The 22,077-nt window shown below is 68.9% G+C and carries 17 protein-coding genes; 10 read left to right on the top strand and 7 right to left on the bottom strand.

Translation table 11 applies throughout. The features are described from left to right. Positions 1-919: 919 nt before the first annotated feature. The 5 genes from EST54_RS10845 (at position 920) to EST54_RS10825 (ending at position 6,173) form a co-directional block, all read left to right on the top strand. On the top strand, positions 920-2,227 hold the full coding sequence (locus EST54_RS10845; RefSeq protein ID WP_129247436.1) for an ABC transporter substrate-binding protein: 1,308 nt from the start codon (positions 920-922) through the stop codon (positions 2,225-2,227). Positions 2,228-2,314: 87 nt separating this feature from the next. Beyond that, positions 2,315-3,286: a carbohydrate ABC transporter permease gene (locus EST54_RS10840; protein ID WP_129247435.1), complete on the top strand. Its 972-nt coding sequence runs from the start codon at positions 2,315-2,317 to the stop codon at positions 3,284-3,286. Next, positions 3,283-4,194 (top strand): carbohydrate ABC transporter permease, encoded by a 912-nt coding sequence (locus tag EST54_RS10835; RefSeq protein WP_129247393.1) that lies wholly within the window; start codon positions 3,283-3,285, stop codon positions 4,192-4,194. Before EST54_RS10840 ends, EST54_RS10835 begins: the two co-directional genes overlap by 4 nt. A 96-nt stretch (positions 4,195-4,290) precedes the next feature. Continuing rightward, positions 4,291-5,340 carry an NAD(P)-dependent alcohol dehydrogenase gene (locus EST54_RS10830; RefSeq protein WP_244942491.1) on the top strand — a complete coding sequence of 350 codons (1,050 nt, stop codon included), beginning with the start codon at positions 4,291-4,293 and terminating at the stop codon, positions 5,338-5,340. A 35-nt stretch (positions 5,341-5,375) separates the two neighbouring features. Then, entirely contained in the window at positions 5,376-6,173 is a 798-nt protein-coding gene (locus EST54_RS10825; protein ID WP_129247392.1) for a DeoR/GlpR family DNA-binding transcription regulator, read from the top strand. Between the two features lie 102 nt (positions 6,174-6,275). Here the strand turns inward: EST54_RS10825 and allB are convergent, their stop codons facing one another. The 5 genes from allB to EST54_RS10800 form a co-directional block, all read right to left on the bottom strand. Beyond that, positions 6,276-7,616 (bottom strand): allantoinase AllB, encoded by a 1,341-nt coding sequence (gene allB, locus EST54_RS10820; protein ID WP_129247391.1) that lies wholly within the window; start codon positions 7,614-7,616, stop codon positions 6,276-6,278. 106 nt (positions 7,617-7,722) lie between these two features. After that, the gene (locus tag EST54_RS10815; protein ID WP_129247390.1) at positions 7,723-9,243 is read right to left on the bottom strand and encodes an NCS1 family nucleobase:cation symporter-1; all 1,521 of its coding nucleotides are present in this window, start codon (positions 9,241-9,243) and stop codon (positions 7,723-7,725) included. 76 nt (positions 9,244-9,319) lie between these two features. Continuing rightward, positions 9,320-10,060 carry an aspartate/glutamate racemase family protein gene (locus EST54_RS10810; protein ID WP_129247389.1) on the bottom strand — a complete coding sequence of 247 codons (741 nt, stop codon included), beginning with the start codon at positions 10,058-10,060 and terminating at the stop codon, positions 9,320-9,322. A 295-nt stretch (positions 10,061-10,355) separates the two neighbouring features. Then, on the bottom strand, positions 10,356-11,117 hold the full coding sequence (locus tag EST54_RS10805; RefSeq protein ID WP_129247433.1) for an aspartate/glutamate racemase family protein: 762 nt from the start codon (positions 11,115-11,117) through the stop codon (positions 10,356-10,358). A 4-nt stretch (positions 11,118-11,121) separates the two neighbouring features. Continuing rightward, positions 11,122-12,615, bottom strand: a complete 1,494-nt coding sequence (locus tag EST54_RS10800) for an NCS1 family nucleobase:cation symporter-1 (protein ID WP_129247432.1) — start codon at positions 12,613-12,615, stop codon at positions 11,122-11,124. Between the two features lie 229 nt (positions 12,616-12,844). On the opposite strand from EST54_RS10800, the gene EST54_RS10795 reads away from it, so the two are divergent. Continuing rightward, positions 12,845-13,540, top strand: coding sequence for a GntR family transcriptional regulator (locus EST54_RS10795; protein WP_129247388.1), 696 nt, complete (start codon positions 12,845-12,847; stop codon positions 13,538-13,540). A 144-nt stretch (positions 13,541-13,684) separates the two neighbouring features. On the opposite strand, the gene EST54_RS10790 is transcribed toward EST54_RS10795, so the two are convergent. Beyond that, positions 13,685-16,081 (bottom strand): SpoIIE family protein phosphatase, encoded by a 2,397-nt coding sequence (locus EST54_RS10790; RefSeq protein WP_129247387.1) that lies wholly within the window; start codon positions 16,079-16,081, stop codon positions 13,685-13,687. A 184-nt stretch (positions 16,082-16,265) separates the two neighbouring features. On the opposite strand from EST54_RS10790, the gene EST54_RS10785 reads away from it, so the two are divergent. The 4 genes from EST54_RS10785 (at position 16,266) to EST54_RS10770 (ending at position 20,128) form a co-directional block, all read left to right on the top strand. Beyond that, positions 16,266-17,756 (top strand): NCS1 family nucleobase:cation symporter-1, encoded by a 1,491-nt coding sequence (locus EST54_RS10785; protein ID WP_129247386.1) that lies wholly within the window; start codon positions 16,266-16,268, stop codon positions 17,754-17,756. Positions 17,757-17,909: 153 nt separating this feature from the next. Continuing rightward, positions 17,910-18,857 (top strand): pseudouridine synthase, encoded by a 948-nt coding sequence (locus EST54_RS10780; protein WP_129247385.1) that lies wholly within the window; start codon positions 17,910-17,912, stop codon positions 18,855-18,857. A gap of 126 nt (positions 18,858-18,983) precedes the next feature. Then, positions 18,984-19,667, top strand: coding sequence for an HAD family hydrolase (locus EST54_RS10775; protein ID WP_129247384.1), 684 nt, complete (start codon positions 18,984-18,986; stop codon positions 19,665-19,667). Positions 19,668-19,681: 14 nt separating this feature from the next. Further along, complete coding sequence (locus tag EST54_RS10770) at positions 19,682-20,128, top strand: NUDIX hydrolase (RefSeq protein WP_244942489.1); 447 nt, start codon at positions 19,682-19,684, stop codon at positions 20,126-20,128. Between the two features lie 136 nt (positions 20,129-20,264). Here EST54_RS10770 and EST54_RS10765 read toward each other — a convergent pair whose 3' ends face one another. Further along, the gene (locus EST54_RS10765) at positions 20,265-21,881 is read right to left on the bottom strand and encodes an ABC-F family ATP-binding cassette domain-containing protein (RefSeq protein WP_129247382.1); all 1,617 of its coding nucleotides are present in this window, start codon (positions 21,879-21,881) and stop codon (positions 20,265-20,267) included. Between the last annotated feature and the right edge of the window lie 196 nt (positions 21,882-22,077).

Genomic DNA, 22,077 nt, shown 5'->3' with positions numbered 1-22,077 from the left:
CGAGGGGACCGGTGTCAGGCCCTGCGGCAGCACACCGGGATCCGGGACTCCGGCCGTACCCGGGCGCGTTGTCCGCCGACGGGCACACGCACCGGCCGGCCGTGCAGCGGCTGGTCCGAAGGCCGCGGGCAGGTCTACCGCGGCTCGTGGATCCGCTCGTGGCGCGATCGTCGCATGGCCCCGGTCGGGGCAGGGGACGGACACGCGGGCATGGACCGCATGTCCGTCCCCTGCGCCGGGCCCGCGGCGGGCAGCCGGCCGGCACGGCGTCAGTCGCTGAGACGTTCGCCGGTGGACGTGGAGAAGACGTGGGTCCCGCCGGCCCGGCGGACGACGTGCTTGCACCAGATCCACCAGAGCCTCGCCGACAACAGTGATCATCTGCTCTCTGGAACGGTGACCGACAGTGAGAGGCCTCCGTCGGAGCCGGGGCGCTGAGGACCCCGATCGATTGGCACGACGATAGATCTAGCCATTAATTCTCGCAAGATGTGTTAACAATGCGAGTCTCTTCTGCTAAGAATGCCGTCGACAGTCCTTCGCGCTCTCCCACCCCTGGAGCGCAAGGGTTCATCCCGGCCCCTTCCAGGCCCGTGTCCTCCTTCGGTCAGCAACCGCTGTTCCGGGCCGTTCCTGGACGGGTGAAGTTCAGTGGCGCCTTCCCTCCCCGACCTGGAAAGCGCCACTGGACCCGCCTCACGCGGCAGCGACGGGACGGCGCCATGCGAACCGGTCTCGTGTCTGCTGACTGCTCGTCGCGCCCCACCTGAACGGACCCGTGCGAGCCACCGCGGTCCTGGGCCGCCCCGCCCCCCGGGGCAGGCCCGCGGTTCATGCGTCACTCAGTCCCACCTCTCAAGGAGGAGCAGTGATCAGATTCAGATCAAAGCCGCTGTGCGCGGCTGCCGTTCTCACCGCCATGGCGGTGGTGGCAACCGGTTGCGCAGGTGCCGGTGGTACCGCGGCCGGCGGCGGTGGCCGTTCGATCAGCGTGCTGATGGTGAACAACCCGCAGATGGAGGACCTGCGGCAGCTCACCGCGCAGAACTTCACCCGGCAGACCGGAATCCACGTCAATTTCACCGTTCTCCCGGAGAACGACCTGCGCGACAAGGCCAGCCAGGAGTTCTCCAACCAGGCCGGCCAGTACGACGTGGCCACACTCACCAACTACGAGGCGCCCTTCTACGCCAAGAACGGCTGGCTCACGCCGCTCGACTCCTACGTGGCGAAGGACAAGGCATTCGACCAGGGCGACATCCTCAAGCCCATGGCCGAGTCGCTCACCGCGGCCGACGGCAAGCTCTACGCCGAGCCGTTCTACGGCGAGTCGTCGTTCCTCATGTACCGCAAGGACGTCTTCGCAGCCAAGCACCTGACCATGCCCGCCCACCCCACCTGGCAGCAGGTGGCCGACCTCGCCGCGAAGGCCGACGGCGCCAAGCCCGGGATGCGGGGCATCTGCCTGCGCGGGCAGCCGGGGTGGGGCGAGCTGTTCGCCCCGCTGACCACGGTCGTCAACACCTTCGGTGGCACCTGGTTCACCAAGGACTGGCAAGCGCAGGTGAACTCGCAGCCGTTCCGGAAGGCGACCCAGTTCTACGTCGACCTGGTGCGCAAACACGGCGAATCCGGCGCGTCGCAGGCCGGTTTCACCGAGTGCCTCAACAACATGAGCCAGGGCAAGGTCGCCATGTGGTACGACGCCACCTCCGGCGCCGGCGCCCTTGAAGACCCCAAGCAGTCCAAGGTGGCCGGAAAGATCGGATACGTTGCCGCGCCGACCGACAAGACCGACAGCGCGGGCTGGCTGGCCACCTGGGCCTGGAGCATCGAGAAGGCGAGCAAGCACCAGGACGACGCCTGGAAGTTCATCTCCTGGGCGTCGAGCAAGGGCTACGAGAAGCTGGCCGGAGACAAGCTCGGCTGGTCCCGTATCCCCGCGGGCAAGCGCGCCTCGACGTACTCGAACGCGGACTACCGCAAGTCCGCTTCGGCTTTCGCGGAACCGACGTTGAACGCCATCAGCTCGGCGGACCCGCGCCACCCGGGCGTGCAACCCCGGCCGACCGCCGGCATCCAATTCGTCGGCATCCCGGAGTTCACCAGCCTGGGCACCCAGGTCTCACAGGGCGTCAGCTCTGCCATCGCCGGTCACACGACGGTCCCGGCCGCGCTCGACAAGGGCCAGAAGCTCGCTGAACAGGTCGCCAAGAAATACCGCTGACCCAAGGCTGTCCGGCCCGCCCCCCGGCCGGGCCGGACAGCCTTCGGATCCCCCCTTCAGCCCGGATGAGAGACGGACATGAGTCTTATGAGCCGCGCCACCAGCACGACCGCGCGGGTGGCCGCAAGCAGCCGGTCACCCGGCCCCGAACCGCGCACCCGACTGGCCAGAACGGGCTCCTGGGCCCGGCGCGCTCCGCTGCTCCCCGCGATGATCTTCCTGGTCGTCGTCACGCAGCTGCCCTTCGTCGTGACCCTGGTGATCTCCTCGTTCAGCTGGAACTCCCTCGATCCCACGTCCCGTCACTTCGCCGGGCTGTCCAACTACGCGCGGGTGTTCACCGACAACGAGTTGCGCTCCGCGGTCGGCACGACGGTCATCATGACCGTGTCCATCGTCGCCGTCTCCCTGGTGCTCGGACTGATCATCGCGCTGCTGCTCAACCGGGCATTCCTCGGTCGCGGCATCGTGCGGACCCTGTTCATCGCACCGTTCCTGCTCGTGCCGGTGGCCGCGGCGCTGCTGTGGAAGGACGCCCTCTACAACCCCAACTACGGCCTGCTCAACGGGCTTCTCACCTGGGTCGGCCAGCTCTTCGGCAGTCACCACCCGGCGCAGCCGGACTGGCTCTCCACGATGCCCAAGACCGCGGTGGAGACCTCCCTGATCTGGCAGTGGACGCCGTTCATGATGCTGATCCTGTTGGCCGGCCTGCAGAGCCAGCCCACCGACGCGATCGAGGCCGCCCGGGTCGACGGCGCGGGCCCCTTGCAGATCTTCCGCTACCTCACCCTGCCGCACCTGCGCCGTTACCTGGAGCTGGGCACGCTGCTCGGGTCCATCTACATCGTGCAGAACTTCGACGCCGTCTTCACCCTGACGTCCGGTGGGCTCGGCACCGCCAACCTGCCCTATTCGATCTACGAGACCTTCTACCAGGCGCACGAGTACGGCCAGGCGTCAGCCAATGCCGTCGTCGTCCTCGTCGCCACGATCGTCATCGCGACCTTCGCCCTGCGCGTGGTGTCGTCGCTGTTCCGCGAGGAGACCCAACGATGACCACCCACCTCCCCACCGTTGCCAGCGCGCCGCCGCCCACCAGGAACCCGCGCCACCGCCTGCCGCAGCCTCCGTCGGCTCGGCGGAGGAAGGGATGGAACACAGCCTGGGGGCTGACCGCCTGGGGCGCCGGGCTCTTCTTCTTCCTCCCGGTGGCGTGGATGGTGCTCACCTCCTTCCACTCCGAGACGGACGCCGCGACCAATCCCCCGTCGCTCGCGGCCCACCTGACGCTGTCCGGATACCGGGAATTCTTCGGCAGCGCCACCGGCCAAAGTCCGCTGCCCGCGCTGATCAACTCGGCGACCGCCAGCATCGGCTCCACCCTTCTGGTGCTCCTGCTGGCGGTTCCGGCGGCCTACGCCCTGGCGATCAAGCCGGTACGCAAGTGGCGGGATGTGCTGTTCTTCTTCCTGTCCACCAAAATGCTGCCGACGGTGGCGGGTCTGCTGCCCATCTACCTGTTCGCCAAGAACACGGGCCTGCTGGACAACATCTGGCTGCTCGTCATCCTCTACACGTCCATGAACCTGCCGATCGCCGTGTGGATGATGCGGTCGTTCCTCGCCGAGGTGCCGATCTCGATCCTGGAGGCCGCCCAGATCGACGGCGCAGGTCTGCTCACCACCCTGCGCCGCATCGTGGCGCCGATAGCGGCCCCGGGCATCGCCGCGACCGCGCTCATCTGTTTCATCTTCAGCTGGAACGAGATGCTGTTCGCCCGTGTCCTCACGGGCGTGGCGGCGATCACCTCGCCCGTCTTCCTGACCGGCTTCGTCACCGGCGAAGGACTCTTCCTCGCCCAGGTCTGCGCCGCAGCCACCCTGATCTCCCTCCCCGTGCTCGCCGCCGGCTTCGCGGCCCAGGACAAGCTCGTCCAGGGGCTGTCCCTGGGCGCCGTCAAGTAAGGGGCCGAAACCCCCGGGCCGGCCATCCAGCCGGCAAGACCTCGCCCACATCCGCCAGCTCCGACCGTCCCTGCCGACCGCGCCCGAAGGACGACTGTGAATCCTCTGCCCTCGCACATCCCCGCCACCATGCGCGCCGCCGTGCTCCGCGCACCCAAGGACCTCGTCATCGAGGAGCGGCCGGTCCCGGTTCCGGGACCCGGCCAGGTACTCGTCCGCGTCGAAGCGGTCGGCATCTGCGGCTCCGACGTCCACTACTACGAGCACGGCCGGATCGGAGACTTCGTCGTCCGCACCCCCATGGTGCTCGGTCACGAGCCCAGCGGCACGGTCGTCGCCCGCGGACCGGGCGCCGGCTTTCACCCCGTCGGCCGACGCGTGTCCCTCGAACCGGGCATCCCGTGCGCACGCTGCACCCAGTGCCGTACGGGCCGCTACAACCTCTGCCCCGACGTTTCCTTCTACGCCACCCCGCCCGTCGACGGCGCACTGTGCGAATACGTGGCCGTGGACGAGGACTTCGCCCACCCCGTCCCCGACAGTCTGAGCGCGGATGCCGCCGCTCTGCTGGAGCCGTTGTCCGTCGGCATATCGGCCTGCCGCAAGGCCCGCATCTCCCCGGGATCGCGGGTGCTGGTCACTGGCGCCGGCCCCATCGGCCTGATTGCCGCGCAGACCGCCCGCGCCTTCGGCGCCGCCGAGGTCATGGTCACCGACATCGCCCCGCACCGCCTCGACCTGGCCCGCGAACTGGGCGCCACACACACCGTGGACGCCCGCACCACCCGGATCTCCGGGACCGGATTCGAGCCCGACGTACTTCTGGAGTGCTCCGGAGCCCCGGCAGCCGCGGACGAGGCGATACGTGCGGTGGGCCGCGCCGGGCAGGTCATCCTGATCGGCATGGGCGGCGACACGATCCCGCTCCCGTTGGCACATGTGCAAAACTTCGAGATCGAGGTCACCGGCACATTCCGCTACGCCAACACCTGGCCGACGGCGGTCTCACTGGCTGCCTCCGCCGAGGTCGAACTCGACCGGTTGGTGACCCACCGCCACCGGCTGGGGGACACCGAACGAGCACTCACCGCGGGTGCTCTCGACCGGACCGCGATCAAGACCGTCGTGCGTCCGCAGGAGAACTGACCGCCCTGTCGGCAGGGCCGGGAAGGGAGACATACGTGCCCAACAAGGCACGGTCGTCGCACGCCACCCTCGAACAGCGACGCCAGAGCATCCTGCGCTACGTCGTCGAGCACGGCGAAACCCGTATCGACGAGCTGGCGGACCACTTCCACGTGAGTCTGATGACGATGCACCGCGACCTCGACGACCTGGCCGGCCGGCATCTGCTCCGCAAGAAGCGCGGCCGGGCCGCCGCCTTCCCCGCCCTGACCATGGAGACCGCCACCCGCTTCCGCGAGGGCGAGAACCTCCCGGCCAAGCAAGCCATCTGCGAGTTCGCGGCGGCATGGATCCAGCCCGGCAACACGGTGGTGATGGATGACTCCACCACGCTGTACCCCCTGGCTGCTTCCCTCACGGGCATTGCGCAGCTCACCGTGATCACCAACTCCGTTGGCATCGCCCAACTCCTGGGTACCGCACCGGACACGACGGTCACCTTGCTGGGCGGCGAGTACCGCGGTGAGTTCAACTCGTGCACCGGACCCGAGGTGGCCCGCGCCCTGTCCCGGATCCAGGCCGACATCGCCCTGATGTCCGCCACCGCCATTCTCGAAGGGCGGCTCTTCCACCCCTTGCGGGAGTACGCGGACGTCAAGGAGTCCATGATCGCCTGTTCCGACCGCGCCCTCTTGCTCGCCGACCATTCCAAATTCGGCAAGACCGCTACCCACGCGTTCGGAGCAATCAGCGCCTACGAGGCCGTCATCACGGACTCCGCCACTTCCGAAAGTGAGATCGCGGCCATCCGCGACCTCGGGGTTCCGGTCGAGGTCATCGAGCCCGCAGGGTGACCTGCGCAGTTCCGAGGACATCGGTATCGGGTCGGGGCCTGTTGTGCCCCCGAACGCGAGACCGGCCAGAACGCTGCCCAGCCGGGCCCAAGGCCGCATCGGTCACGCCATCCCCCTTTTCAGGAGCCGTCCGCGCGGTTCGTCGCCGATGTCGATCTGCACACCGTTCAGCCAGGTGCTGCGCACCGTGCCGGCGAGCGCTCGGCCGCAGTAGGCGGATACCGGGTTCTTGTGCTGCAGGTTCGCGACGTCCACGACGGCTGCCTCGTCCGGGGCGAAGACGCAGAAGTCGGCGGCGCCCCCGAGCGCGATGCGGCCCTTATGAAGCAATCCGGCCTGTTGGGCGGGGCTCTCCGCCATCCACCGCACGACGTCGGTCAGGGCGTAGCCGCGCTTGCGGGCTTCGGTCCAGACGGCGGGCAGGCCCAGTTGCAGGGAGGCGATCCCGCCCCATGCGACCCCGAAGTCACCGATGTCGAATCGCTTGAGTTCCTCGATGCACGGCGAATGGTCGGAAACGACCATGTCGATGACGCCGGCGCCCAGGCCTTGCCACAGCAGCTCGCGGTTGGCCGCCTCCCGGATCGGCGGGCAGCATTTGAACTGTGTCGCACCGTCGGGAATCTCCTCCGCGGTGAAGGACAGGTAGTGCGGACACGTCTCGACCGTGAGCTGTACGCCATCGCGCCGGGCCGAAGCGATCATGGGCAGAGCATCGGAACTCGACAGGTGCAGGATGTGCACCCGGGCCCCGGTCCATCGTGCCGACTCGATGACCTGCGCGATGGCGAGGTTCTCCGCGCCGCGCGGCCGGGAACGGAGGAAGTCCTGGTAGCTCTCTCCATGGGGTGTGGCCGCTCGATCGATCGCGTGCGCGTCCTCGGCGTGCACGATCATCAGCGCGCCGAAGGATGCGGTCTCCCGCAGGGCGCGCTCAAGCTGCTCCGGCTCCAGATGCGGGAACTCGTCGACGCCCGAGTGCAACAGGAAGCACTTGAACCCGAACACTCCTGCGTCGTGAAGGGCCCGCAGGTCGGCGAGGTTGTCGGGCAGCGCACCGCCCCAGAAACCGACGTCGACCCACGACTGCCCTTCCGCGGCCTTGCGTTTGACCTTCAGGGCGCTGGTGTTGGTCGTGGGGGGAACGCTGTTGAGCGGCATGTCGATGAGAGTGGTGATCCCACCGGCGGCGGCCGCGCGCGTCGCGCTGGCGAACCCCTCCCACTCGGTGCGGCCCGGCTCGTTCACGTGAACATGGGTGTCCACGAGGCCGGGCAGAAGGACCACGTCCTCGCCGAGCGCGATGACCCGCTCCGCCGGCAAGTCCGCATCGAGCGGCTCGATGGCCACGATCCGCCCCTCGGCCACGCCGATGCAGCGCGCAACCTCGCCGGCTGCGGTCACCACCCGCGGGGCTCGGAATACCACATCAAGGTCTGGCATGCGGGCTTCCGCCCTTTCTGTCTCACGGCCGGGCACGCGACGGTGCACGTGCTCGGCCGACGGGCCCGGAGGCGCTGCCTTCGGGGTGTCCGGTGGTGAGCGGAGTTCAGTGCTCCGTGGAGGGAACCTCTTCACGGACTTGTGCCGTGTCAGGGCCGGACGGTGCCAGCTCGGAGGCGATCATGGTGTGGTCGAGCTTCCCGACAACCCGGGAGGCCGCGGACCGCCAGTAGTACAGCGCCCCACCGATCACCAGGCCGAAGACCCAGGAGAACGGTGCGACGTCCTGGAAGTCCTTGTCGAGCGCCAGCACCGCGCAGATGACCGCTGCCGGCACGAACGCGATGATGCCGTTCGGATTGAACCCCTTGCGGTAGTAGTACGCACCAGCCCGGTCGGCGCGGAACAGCGCATCGACGTCGATCCTGCCGCGGCGGATCAGGTAGTAGTCGACGAGGAGGATGGCGACCAGCGGACCGAGGAACGCGCCCAGCGCACCGAGGAAGTACTGGATCACCACCGGGCTGGAGTAGAGCTTCCACGGCATCACCACGATCGCCAGCACTGCTGTGATCATGCCGCCGCGCTTGAAGTTCAGGTACTTCGGTACCAAGTTGGCGAAGTCGTAGGCCGGTGAGACGAAGTTGGCGACGACATTGATGCCCACGGTGGCGATCATGAAGGAGAGCGCGCCGATCACCGTCACCCACGGGTTGTCGATCCGGTGGATCACCTCGACCGGGTCGGAGATCGCGTCGCCGAAGACGGCGATGGTGCCTGCCGTCATCAGGACGGAGACAACCGCGAAGGCGGTGAAGTTCACCGGCAGTCCGAGGAGGTTCCCTCGTCGGTAGGAACGGTGGTCGGGCGTGAAGCGGGCGAAGTCGGCGTAATTGAGGACGAGCGTCAGGAAGGTGGCCACGGTCAGGCTCACCGCGATCACACTCTGGTGGAACTGCTCGCCTCCACCGAGGCCGGTCAGGCTCTTGGTCAGTGAGATGTCCCCGTCGGCCTTCACCAGCAGCCAGATGGCGAGCGCGACCATGACGAGCCAGACCACTGGGCCGGTGGCGAAGTCCTGAATCCTGCGGATGAACTCCATGCCGCGGGTCAGCAGCAGCGCCTGCAGGCCCCACATCACCAAGAAGGCGATCCAACCGAGGGTGGACAGGCCGAGGATGGAGTTGTGGTCGTACTGCGCGAGACCCGGCGCGATCTGGATGCCCAGGAGCACCAATGCCTCCGAGGCGAGCCAGGTCTGGATGCCGTACCAGGCGACTGCCATGATCGCGCGGATCAGTGCGGGTATGTTCGCTCCGAAGACGCCCCAGCTCGCCCGCGCAAGCACCGGAAAGGGTACGCCGGTGCGGTGACCGGCGTGGCCCATCCGGTTCATGAACCCGTACACGATCGTGATGCCGACGAGCAGTGCGACGAAGACCTCCCAGGGGGGCAGGCCGATGACGAAGAGGCTTGACGCGAAGGCGTAGTTGCTGATCGCGTGGGTGTCGGACATCCACAGCGCGAAGATGCTGTACGTACCCCACTTGCGCTCACGCGCCGGGCCGAGGTCTTCGTTGTAGAGGCGGGGATCCGGGTTGTTCGGTGCTGACACGCTGTCCTCCATCGAACGGGGTGGAGTATTTCCGGGGAACGGTGACGTGCGGGTGGTGCGTGTGCGAGGCGCGGGCGTAACCCGGGCCTCAGCGGGCGTCACGTAGGTGTGTCGAGAGCGGCCAGGAGCCGATCGTCTTGGGCCGGGGGCCGGCGAAGCTTCGGACCTTGGAAGTGGAGAGCCCCAGTTCGTGGCACGCCTCGGCGAATTTCACGGCAGCAGCGACGCCGTCCACGACCGGGACGCCGAGAGCGGCGGACACCTTCTCCTGCAGGCCGGCCATCCCTCCGCAGCCGAGGCAGATCACCTCGGCCCGGTCCTCCTCGATCAACCGCCGGGCGGTCGCGATGACCGCCTTGACGGTGACCTCCGGGTCCTCCTCCAGCTCCAGTACTCCGAGGCCGGTGGCGCGCACCGACGCACAACGCTGAAGGAGTCCGGCGGTACGCAGTCGGTCCTCGATCTGGGGGACGGCCCGGTCGAGGGTCGTGACCACGCCGTAGGAGTGCCCGAGCAGCATCGCCATCTGCGCCGCGCACTCCGCGATGTCCAGGACAGGTCCGTCGAGGACTTCCTGCGCACCCTCGCGGCCGGGTTCGCCGAACCCCGCCATGACGAGGGCGTCGAAGGGGACGTCGATGGTGGTGAGCCGGTCCAGGACGGCGGCGGCGCTGAGGTAGCCCTCGAAGTGCCCCTCGATCGACTCGGGCCCCCAGAGGGGCTCGGTCGCAAGGATCTCGGTACCGGGGGATGCACTCGCTTCGGCGATCGCCCGGATCGAGGCGGTCATCGAAGCCGTGGTGTTCGGATTCATGACGAGGATGCGCACGAAGAACTCCGCAGGGGGGAGATTTAGAGGTTTCCACAAAGCGGAAACCAAATTCCGTTGCGCTGACCGTAGCTTTACCCAAGACCTCGGTCAAGAGCGATGACCAGGGGGAACGCGAGACGTTCGAGCGCCCTGCCCAGGAGCAGCAGCGGGGGCACACGGGCGCCACGGCATCCCCGGAACGCCGGGCCTCGGCCTCTCTTCGCCACCGCCCCATGGGCCCTGGTCGCCGGGGACCCACCTGTCGCTGAGCTGCCGTCAAAGGTGCAGCTTTGCTTGGCGGTTGGCCGAGGCGTCAGCGTGGACGTCGTCCCTCACCGGCCCGGGGGCCGGCGGCCGGCTCATCGGGAGGCGGCGACCAGCTGCGCCGCTTGGACAGAGGTGTGGCGTATGAGCCGACGCGGCTGGTGGTCAGGCCCAGACCGACGAGCGATTCGGCGAGTTTGACGGCCGCGGCGACACCGTCGACGACGGGCATGCCCAACTCGGCCGCGGCGGTCTGCATCAGCCGGGTCATGCCGGCGCAGCCCAGGACCAGTACCTCTGCGCCGGCCTGACGGGCGCGGGCACCGGCGGCGGTGACGGCGGCCAACACTCTTGGCTCATCGGCGAGTTCCAGGACGCCCAGGCCGGTGGCGACGACGGCCGCACAGTGCTGGGCGACACCGGCGGTGAGCAGGCTGTCCTCGATCTGGCCGCAAGAGCGCTCCAGGGTGGTGACCACGCCGTAGCGCCGCCCGAGCAGGCAAGCGAGGTGGGCGGCGGCCTCGGTGATGTCGACCACCGGAACGCCGAGCAGTTCCCGGGCACCTTCCCGGCCGTGTTCACCGAAGCCCGCCATGACCACCGCATCGAACGGTTCGTCGAGGTCGCGCAGCAGGTCGAGCACGGCGGCGGCGGACAGGAAGCTGTCGACCCACCCCTCGGCCGACTCCGGCCCCCACCTCGGGGTAAGACCGACGATCTCGGTGCCCGGGCCGGCCGCCGCCCGCGCGCGGGCGCAGCTCTCCTCGGTCATCGCGACTGTGGTATTGCAGTTGGTGACCAAGATGCGCATCGCGTCAGGCATGGCTGCTCTCCACCACCGGGGCCGGGACAGTCATCACGGGCTGACGGCCGGCCACCAGCCTGTACAGCAGAGCGGCACCGGCCGTACCGATGAACCAGGAGTACGCCGCTATCGGCGAGAAGACCGGAACCAGTGCGATCACCGCGCTGAGAACGGCGGTGGGGATGAAGGCGATCAGCGCCTTGCGGTTGAAGCCCTTGCGGTAATAGTACGGCGACGACTCGTCCGCGACGAAGAGTTGGGCCACGTCGACCTGCCCGCGCTTGATCAGGTAGTAGTCCACCATCATCACGCCGTACAGGGGGCCGAGGAAGGCACCCAGGCCGCCGAGGAAGTAGTTGATCACGACCGGGTTGGAGAACAGATTCCACGGCAGGACGACGAGCGCGGCCACCGTGCTGATCATGCCGCCGGTCTTGAAGGAGATCCGCCGCGGGCAGACGTTGGCCAGGTCGTAGGCGGGCGAAACGAAATTGGCCACGATATTGACACCCATGGTGGCGACCGCGAAGGTCACCGCGCCGATGACCAGGATGAAGGGATTCCCGACCTTGGCGATCAACTCGGCCGGATCGGTGATGGCCGTACCGAAGACCTCCACGCTGCCTGCCGTGACGATCACCGACAGCAGGGCGAAGGCCGAGGAGTTGATCGGCAGGCCCCAGAAATTGCCGCGCCGCACCGTCCGCTCGTCAGGGGCAAAGCGAGCGAAGTCGCAGAAGTTGAGCATCAGCGTGCCGTAGGTGGCCAGGATCAGGCCGACGCCACCGAACCACATCCGGACCTGCTCGCCGGTTGAGATGTGCCGGAGACTGCTGGTCAGCGAGATGTGCCAGTCGGCCTTGATCATGATCCACACGGCCAGCACGATCATCACGAGCCAGATGGCCGGTCCGCAGAAGTCCTGGAACTTACGGACGGCCTCCATTCCCCGGCTGATGATCAGCGCCTGGAGGACCCACAGGACGAGGAAGGAGATCCAGCCGAGCTCGTTCAGCCCGAGGAAGCTGCGCGTCGTCCAGGACCTCAGGGCAGGATCGGCGGTCAGGATGAGGACATTGACGGCCACCGAGGCCAGGTAGGTCTGAATGCCGTACCACATGATGGCGATCACGGCACGGATCAGTGCGGGAATATTGGCGCCCCAGACGCCGAAGCTGATGCGCGCCACCACGGGAAAGGGCACGCCGGTGCGCTGACCGACGCGTCCCATGAGGTTCATGCCGATGTAGATGATCACGAAGCCGGCCAGCAGCGAGGAGAATATCTGCCACGCGCTCATGCCCAGGACCAACAGGCCGGCGGCGAAAGTGTAGTTGCCGAGGTTGTGCACGTCGGACATCCACATGGCGAACAGGTCGAAGACCTTCCATCTTCGGCCTTGCGCAGGGGCCAGGTCCGCGTTGTGGAGTCTCGGGTCGGCGGTGGGGAGAGAGTCGGCGGTGGGAAGAGTGGTGCCGGACTCGGCGGGTTCGGTGGGATTCATGGTCACCAACGCCTCCAGACAGGCGGTCCGAGGAATTCGCGCGGAGGTGGGTGCGCCCGTAGCGCGAATTTTGGGATCCCAAACTTGCCAACGATGATGCGCCCCTCGTGGCGGCTGGTCAACGGATGTGAGTTTCCGTTCTGGAAAAGTCCGGTCGCGCAGTGGTCACACGGCTCTACGATGTGGTATCGGACCTGGAGGTCACCGCACCATCGACGGGAAGTGAGACGTGTCCGCTGCCGCACAGTCGCCACAGCCCCTGGCCGCCGTCCGGGAACGCGTCCACGCCGAACTACGAGAGCGCATCATCAGCGGTGAGCTGGAGCCGGGCAGCCGCCTGGTCGAGCGCGAGGTCGCCGAGCGCTTCGGCGTCTCGCGTCTGCCCGTCCGTGAGGCCATCCGGACCCTCACGGCGGAGGGGTTCCTCGCCGCGGAGTCGGCGCGCCGCATCGTGGTCCGCCGACTCACCCGCAAAGACGTGGATGAGCTCTTCGAGCTGCGGGAAGCACTGGAGGGCTACATCGCCGGACTGGCCGCGAAGCGCGCCTCCCCCCACGACCTGGAGGCTCTGCGGGACCTGCTCGACCAGGCGGCGAGGGCCACCGAGCGGCAACGGGCGCCCGAGATCCTCGATATCAACAACCGGTTCCACGAGCGGATCCTGGCGCTGGCCGACAACAGCGCGATCGCCAAGGCGCTGCACTCGGCCGAAGGCCGAATGCGGTGGATCACCAGGCAGAACCGCGAATGGAGCCACCTGCTGGAGGAGCACCAGCAGCTCTACGAGGCGATTGCCTCGCGAGACGTACGGCGGGCCACGGCATATGCGCTGCAACACGTCAGGGTCAACCGCCTCGTCACACTGCGCACTCTCTTCGGTCCCGAGGACGGCCCGGGTACGGAGCACAACCATGGCAAGCGGTGACGGACTCCAGAAGAGACCGCCGGCCGGCACGTGCGCGGACGTCGCCGCCTGCCCACCGCCCCGGGAGACCTCTGTTCAGCGCCGCGCCGGGCACGGTCTGTCGCTTCTGCCGGGCCGGGCCCAGGCCGAAGACGACGCACGTGCTCAGTCGCCGGAATCGGCGGTGAGGGCCTGCTCGGCCCAGATGGTCTTGCCGTCGTTCCCGTAACGCACGCCCCAGCGCTGGGTGAGCTGAGCGACGATGAAGAGCCCGCGGCCGCCTTCGTCGACCGTGCGGGCATGCCGCAGGTGGGGGGCGCTGCTGCTGCCGTCCGACACTTCACAGGTGAGGGTGCGGTCCCGTATCAGACGCAGCCGCACGGGCCCCCGGGCATGCCGGATCGCGTTGGTGATGAGTTCGCTGATCACAAGCACCGTGGTGAACGCTGTCCCGGTCAGGTCCCACAGAGCCAACTGCTGTTCCGCCAGCGCGCGTGCCGTGCCGACCACAGCGGGGTCCGTCGGCAGGTCCCACGTTGCGACCTGGTAGGGAGCCAGGGCACGGGTGCGGATGACGAGCAGCGCCGCGGCTTCCTCCGGCGGCAGTGCCTGCGTGATGCGGCGGCATCCCTGTGCGACCGAACGGCCCGGGCGGGTGAGAACGCGTGCGAGCTCGGCCGGCCCGGACCGTGGGTCACCGTCCTTGGCGCGTAGCAGGCCGTCGGTGGACAGGGCCAGCAGGGCTCCCTCGGGCAGTTCGAGGTCGACCTTCCGGAACGGCTCTTCGCCCACGCCGAGCGCCGGGCGGGCGGGGCAGTCGGAGGCCTGCACCGCGCCGTCGGGAAGGACGACGACCGGGGCAGGACTGCCTGCCCGGGCGAAGGTGCACTGCCGCAGGACCGGGTCATAGACGAGGTACAGACACGACGAGCCGGCCAGCACGCAGCCCTCCTCCGCAACCTGGCTTTCCAGGTCACGGCGCACGACCAGGTCGTTCATGCGGGCGAGGATTTCGTCCGGGGGCAGGTCCAGGTCGGCGAGCGCGGACAGGGCTGCCCGCAGCTGGGCCATGCCGGCAGCGGCCTGCAGGCCGTGCCCCTGCGCCTCGCCGATCACGAGGGCCACTCGGGCCCCGGACAGCGGTACGACGTCGAACCATGCGCCGGTCGTGTCCGACGGGGTGTAGCCGTAGGCGATCTCCACGGCGCTCTGCGTGGGCACGTCGTGGGTGCACAGGCTCCGCTGCAGGACGAGCGTGGCGTTGCGTTCGTGCGTGTACCGCAACGCGTGATGCAGGCAAACGGCCGTCCGGTCGACGAGCTCTGTGGCCAGAGACAGATCCTCCTGTCGGTAGGGGCCGGGCTGCAGTGCGCTTCGGTAGAAGCTCACGATGCCCAATACGGCTCCTCGCACACACAGCGGCACCACCATCAGGGAGTGAATCCCCTCGTCGATGATGCGTCTGCTCCGCACCGGGTCCTGCGCGAGCCACTCGGCTCCGGGGTCCAGCGAGCTGATCAGACGTGGCCGTAGGTCCGCCAGGCACTGGTTGTGCGGTGTGGGGACGGTGGCCGGCACCGTGGTGAGCTCACCCACGGGATAAGCCGTGGAAGACATCGTTCGAGTGGACCGGGAAGCAGCGCGGCGCAGCATGAGGCCGCTCCCCACCGTCTCCAGGGCGGGTTCCTCCCCGCGTAGCACCGCGTCCACCGCATCGACGCAGACACTGTCGGCCAGCCGGGGCACGGCCATCTCGGTCAGTTCACGTGCGGTGCTCAACACGTCCAGGCTGGTCCCGAGGCGTGTGCCGGCCTCGGCGAGCAGTGACAGACACTCCTGCGCCTGGCGGCGGTCGGTGACATCGACCACCGCCAGGGCCGCTCCGACCGGCCGGCCTTGCCCGTCGTGGAGGGGGAAGGCCGAGGCCTGGAAGATGTGCTCGCGTCGTGGGTCCCGGGGCGGGGGAAACCGCATCTCCATGGCCGCCGGCGCACCCGATGCCAGGGCCCGCTCAAGCGCTTCCTCCGCGCGTTCACCCAGGAGGCCGGGCCACGCCTCGCTCAACCGCCGCCCTGCGGCGGCCTTCTGCTGTGGGATGGTGTGCAGGGCTTCAGCGGCGTGATTGATCCGCAAGAGCCGAAGGTCCGGTCCGCACACGACCAGCGCGACCGGGGAGTGACGGAGCAGCGACTCCACGATCGTGGAGTCGAAGCCGTCGGGCGGCCACGCCTCGGTGGTGGTGAGCGCGACGCTCCAGCGCAGGTGATCGGCGCTCGTCCGGTCAGGGCGCAGTTGAAGTTGGCATGCCACCCGGTGGCCGTCGCGGTGCCGTACGTGCACGCTGGTCGGCAGGTCCGCCTCGAACGGCCCGGCCAGCAGGGACACCGCCGGCCGGCCCAGCACTTCCGACCGCGGATAGCCCAGCAGGTTCTCTGCTTCACGGCTCCATGCGACCACCACGCCGCGCGAGTCGACCGTGACCATGGCCGTGCGCGCCGCGGAAGGGGCACCACCACGCCCCCTACCGTCTCCTACAACTGGTGCGACCGGTGAGGTACTCATGGGATCGGCCCGTCCGTACGGCTACGCCCGCGGGTGCCGGCGCCAAAGGCGGAATCTAGAATACGGACAATAGGTGGCATTTCGCCACCCGCGAGGAAGTTTCCGCATTGCGGAATGAAGACCCGTTGTGTGTGGGCCTGGTTCCGTTTCCCTGTCGTCAGCAAGCCTGCAGGATCGGGTGCCCATGAAGAGCGGTCGCGAGCCTGATCAACCAGATCACGCCGCGCTCGCCGCTGCCGACCCGACCGGGCGTCTGTACAACGAGGACTTGGCGCCGGCACCGCCGGACCGGCGGTCCTGGAACGCCTACAGCCTCCTCGCGCTGTGGATGTCGGACGCCCACAACATCGGGAACTACACCTTCGCCGCTGGGCTCTTCGCCATCGGCATGGCGCCGTACCAGATCGCGATCGGCATCCTGGGCGGAGCACTGATCATCTTCCTCGGTTGCACGCTCAGCGGGTTCATCGGCCACAAGACGGGCGGACCGTACCCGGTCGTGCAGCGTCTGAGCTGGGGAGTGTTCGGTGCGAACATCCCGGCGCTGATCCGAGCGATTGTCGCCATTGCCTGGTACGGAATCCAGACTTACCTGGCCTCGGTAGCGGTCAGCGTGCTGCTGTTGCGCCTCGCACCCGGCCTCACCACGATGACTCAGCACAGCTTCCTCGGCCTGGACTCCTTGAGCTGGGCCTGCTTCCTGTTCCTGTGGCTGCTCCAACTGGTCGTACTGACCAAGGGCATGGAGGTGGTGCGACGGTTCCAGGACTGGGCCGGCCCGGCGATCTGGGCAATCATGATCGTGCTCGCGGTATGGCTGATCATCCAGGCACACGGGCACGTGGCGTTCTTCACCGGGGTGCAGCACCTGTCCGTGGGCGAGCAGGTCTATCGGACCTTCGCAGCGGTGGGGCTGACCGTCAGCGTGCTGGCCACCCTCATGCTGAACTTCTCCGACTTCGCGCGCTTCGCACCGAGCCGCAAGGCCATTGTGGTCGGCAACTTCTGGGGCCTGCCGATCAATTGGACCGCGTTCGCGGTCACCTCCGCGGTTGTCTCAGCAGCCACGGTTGCCGTCTACGGCAAGGCGATCCTGGAACCCGCCCAGTTGCTGGGCATGGTCTCCAGCACGCCACTGCTCATCGTCGGCGTCATCATGTTCATCATCGCCACCATCGGGGTGAACATCGTTGCGAACTTCGTCTCGCCCTCATACGACCTGGCCAACGTCTGGCCGAAGATGATCACCTTCCGGCGGGGAGGCATCATCACGGCCGTGGTCAGCGTGGCAGCCCTGCCCTGGAAGCTGTACTCCTCGCCGGCAGTGATCGACGGCTTCCTCGGAACGCTCGGCGCGTTCCTCGGCCCGCTGTTCGGGATCATGATGACGGACTTCTACGTGGTCAAGCGACAACTCGTCAGCGTGAGCGACCTCTACAGCCCCGACCCTGGCGGCACCTACCACTACCGCAGGGGTGTCAACCTCCGGGCCCTTGCGGCCTTCCTGCCGTCGGCCCTCGTGGCCGCGGTCATCGCTCTCGTCCCCGTCTTCGGGCGCATCGCCCCTTTCTCCTGGTTCGTCGGAGTCGCGGCGGCCGCCGTCCTGTACTACGCACTCAGCCGCCATCACGAAAATCGGCGGCGCCGGCCGACGTCGGCCCGTCGGGCCCACTGATCGGGCGTCGGTCGTTTTCCGGCCGGTCCGTGGCGCGCGGCGCCGGGCGTAACGGCCCGATCGCGCCGTTCGGCGGCACGGCCGGGCCCCCGCACCATCGGGCCGCTCGGGCCGCGACTTGAGCGGGCGGCCGTGCCGGTGTTCTCTTGGCGGGTGAGACGCAGATCCCCGGTTCCTCCTGCCCCGCTCCCCCAGCGCGACGGCATCGATCCCGTACGGGTGCGGCTGCCCGCCGATCCGGAGGGGCGGTGGGGCACGGTCCGGGCGCATCTCGTCGACCGGTTCCAGGGGGCGATCGGGGCCGGGCGGGTGGTCGCGATGCTGGACGCGGGGCGGTTCGTCGGGGCGGACGGGGTGCTCAGTGGCGGCGAACCGTATGTGCCGGGACGGTACGTGTGGTTCCACCGGGACTTCGCGCCGGAGGTGCCGGTGCCGTTCGAGGTGGGGATCGTCCACCGGGACGACCGGATCGTGATCGCCGACAAGCCGCACTTCCTCGCCACGACCCCGCGCGGGCGGCACATCACCGAGACCGCGCTGGCCCGGCTGCGGCGCGCGCTCGGGCTGCCCGCGCTGCAGCCCGCGCACCGGCTCGACCGGCTGACGGCGGGGCTGGCGCTGTTCGTCGTACGGCCCGAGGACCGGGGCGCGTACCAGAATCTGTTCAGCGGGCGGCGGGTGCGCAAGGAGTACGAGGCGGTGGCGCCGTACGACGGGCGGGTGGCGCTGCCGGTGACGGTGCGCAGCCGGATCGTGAAGGAGCGCGGGGTGATCGCCGCGCGCGAGGAGGCCGGTGCGGCCAATGCGGAGAGCCGGATCGAGCTGGTCGAGCGGCGCGGCGGGCTCGGGCGCTACCGGCTGCTGCCGGCGACCGGCCGTACGCATCAGCTGCGGGTCCATATGAACGGCCTCGGGCTGCCGATCCGCCACGATCCGGTCTATCCGGTCGTCCGGGACCCGGCTCCCGACGACTTCACCGCGCCGCTCCAACTGCTCGCCAGGGTGCTGGAGTTCACCGATCCGGTCGACGGGCGGACCCGGCGGTTCGAGAGCCGGCTGCGGCTGGCGGAGTGGGACGGCGGCGCGCTGCCGCGAGAGTGAAGACCTGGGGCGCGGCGCCGTCCCGTTCTTCCACGGCCCCGGACGCGCCGAATTTCCGGTGCGGCCGGAGCCGGTCCGTGCGTAGGGTGCGCGGGTCGGTGACGTGGGAGAAGGGCGTGCTGCCGGATGTTGATCTTCGATGCGGATGACACGTTGTGGGAGAACAACGTGATCTACGAGCGGGTGATCGAGGAGTTTTTGGAGTGGATGACCCCGATGGCCCCTCCCGGACTCGACCGGGCCGGGGTCCGGGGCGTGCTCGACGGGATCGAGGCGGCGAACGCGGTGACCCTCGGCTACGGCAGCAAGGTCTTCCTGCACAGCCTCGGACAGTGTGTGGCACAGCTGCGGGGGCGGGCCGCGACGGCCGAGGAGTCGGCGCGGATCTCCGGGTGGGCGGCGGCCTTCGCCGGTGAACGGGTGGAGCTGATGCCCGGGGTGGCCGAGACGCTGGCCGAGCTGGCCCGGCGGCATGAACTGCTGCTGCTGACCAAGGGCGACACCGAGGAGCAGCGGCGGAAGGTCACCGCGTCCGGGCTGACCCGGCACTTCCGGGACGTGCACATCGTGGCGGAGAAGAACACCGCCACGTACGAGGAGCTGACCCGCGCCTACGACCTGGTGCCGTCCTCGGCCTGGATGATCGGGAACTCCCCCAAGTCGGACATCCTGCCGGCCCGTGCCGCCGGCCTCAATGCGGTGTTCATCCCCCATCAGCACACCTGGGTGCTGGAGCACGGCGACCTCGACCCGGCCGACGAGAAGGTGCTGCGGCTGTCGGCGTTCGGTGAGTTGCTGCGGCATTTCTGAGGGGGGAGAGGGACGTGTCGGTGGAGGGATCCAAGGGGCCCAGGGTGTCCTGTGTCTTCGTGTGTCATGACGGCGCCGGGCGGGTGTTGTTGGCCCGGCGCGGCGCGGGAGCCAGGGACGAGCCGGGGACCTGGGACTGCGGCGCGGGGGCGCTGGAATTCGGTGAGTCCTTCGAGCGGGCCGTGGCGCGGGAGGTGCACGAGGAGTACGGCGTGCGGCCGCTCGACATCGAACAGATCGGGGTGCGCAATGTGCTGCGCGGTGACCCGGTCGACTCGCACTGGGTCGCGGTGGTCTTCGCCGTACGGGTGGCGCCGGACGGGGTGACGATCGGCGAACCGCACAAGTTCGACGCGCTCGCCTGGTTCGCTCCGCACGCGCTGCCGATGCCGCTGCATTCACAGTGCGGGGCGACTCTGGAGTTGTTCGGCACGGGTGCCCGGGCCACTGTCCACGGGTGACCGTGGACGGTCCACGGGTGGCCGTGGACAGTGGCCCGGGCGTCGGCACGGCTGATCGGCGCGGTGGACGGATCGGTGGACGGATCGGTGTGGGGGCGGAGGGCCGAAGCCCGCCCCCCCACACCGGTTCGGGCGCCTACAGCGGTGCCGTGCCGGTCAGTTCGCCGTCCTCAAGGGCCAGCCATCGCGTGATGCCGATCTCCCGCAGGAACGTCAGATCGTGGCTGACCACGACCAGGGCGCCCTCGTAGGACTCCAGGGCCGTGACGAGCCGGCGGACCGACGCGATGTCGAGGTTGTTCGTCGGCTCGTCGAGCAGCAGGAGCTGCGGGGCCGGTTCGGCCAGCATCAGCGCGGCGAGCGAGGCACGGAAACGTTCGCCGCCGGAGAGCGTGCCGACCGGCTGGTCGGCGCGGGCCCCCTTGAACAGGAAGCGGGCAAGCCGGGCCCGGATGTGGTTGCGGGTGGCGTCCGGGGCGAAGCGGGCGACGTTCTCGGCGACGGTGAGCGCCTCGTCGAGGACATCGAGGCGCTGCGGCAGGAACCGGTAGGGGACATGGGCCCGGACCGTGCCGCCGGCCGGCGGGATCTCGCCGGCCACGGTGCGCAGCAGGGTGGTCTTGCCGGAGCCGTTGCGGCCGGTCAGGGCGATCCGTTCGGGGCCGCGTACCTCCAGGTCGGCGGGTGCGCCGTAGTGGGTGTGCAGGGCGTCGAGGCTGAGCACGGTGCGGCTCGGGGGCACGGCGGTGTGCGGCAGGTCGATGCGGATCTCGTCGTCGTCCCGGACCGCTTCGGCCGCCTCGTCGAGGCGCTCCCTGGCCTCCTTGAGGCGTTCGGTGTGCATGATGCGGTGTTTGCCGGCGGATACCTGGGCCTCCCTCTTGCGCTCGTTCATGACGATCTTCGGCTCGCGCTTGTTGGCGTTCATCTTGTTGCCGTAGCGGACCCGGCGAGCCAACTTGACGTGGGCGTCGGCAAGTTCGCGCTTCTGACGCTGGACATCGGCCTCGGCGACGCGCAGCATCCGCTCGGCCGCCTCCTGTTCGACGGCCAGGGCCTGTTCGTAGGCCTGGAAGTTGCCGCCGTACCAGTGGACCTCTCCGTCGCGGAGGTCGGCGATCCGGTCGACCAGCTGGAGGAGTTCGCGATCGTGGCTGATCACGACGAGCACCTTGGACCAGCCGGTGACCGCGGCGTACAGCCGCTCCCGGGCCGCCCGGTCGAGGTTGTTGGTGGGCTCGTCGAGCAGCAGCACGTCCGGCCGGCGCAGCAGCAGGGCCGCCAGCCGCAGCAGGACGCACTCGCCGCCGGACACCTCGCCGATGGTGCGGTCGAGGTCGATGCCGGGCAGCCCGAGCTGGTCGAGGGTGGCGCGGGCGCGCTCCTCGACGTCCCAGTCGTCGCCGAGGGTGGTGAAGTGCTCCTCGCGTGCGTCGCCGCCCTCGATGGCGTGCAGGGCGGCGCGGGCCCCGGCGATACCGAGGACCTCGTCGACCCGCAACTGGGTGTCGAGCGGGGCGTGCTGCGGGAGGTAGCCGATCTCGCCGGCCACCTTGACGCTGCCCGCGGTCGGGGCCAGCTCGCCCGCGATCAGCTTCAACAGGGTTGATTTTCCTGCCCCGTTGAGGCCGATCAGGCCCGTACGGCCGGGGCCGATGGTCAGCGGGAAGTTCTCCAGGACGGTGCTGCCGTCGGGCCAGGCGAAGTCGAGGCCGGTGCAGACGATGGAGGCGGAGGCGGGGTGCATGGACATACGGGTCTCCTGGGCGCGGGTGGAAGGGAGGGGACTGCGCGGGGAGACACCGGGCCGGGAGCGCGGGGGTGCGCCGGGGTACGCGGTTGCGGTACGCCGAGGTCACGGACAGGCTGCGCCGGGCACGATCCGCCGCTCCGGAATGCCGGGAGCACGGGACGGATCCGCCGCTTACGGGCGCGGTGTCTCAGGACCT

Source organism: Streptomyces sioyaensis, from assembly GCF_004122735.1.
GTDB lineage: Bacteria > Actinomycetota > Actinomycetes > Streptomycetales > Streptomycetaceae > Streptomyces > Streptomyces sioyaensis.
The sequence above is the reverse complement of the archived record's forward strand: the minus strand, read 5'-3'. Positions and strand labels throughout refer to the sequence as shown.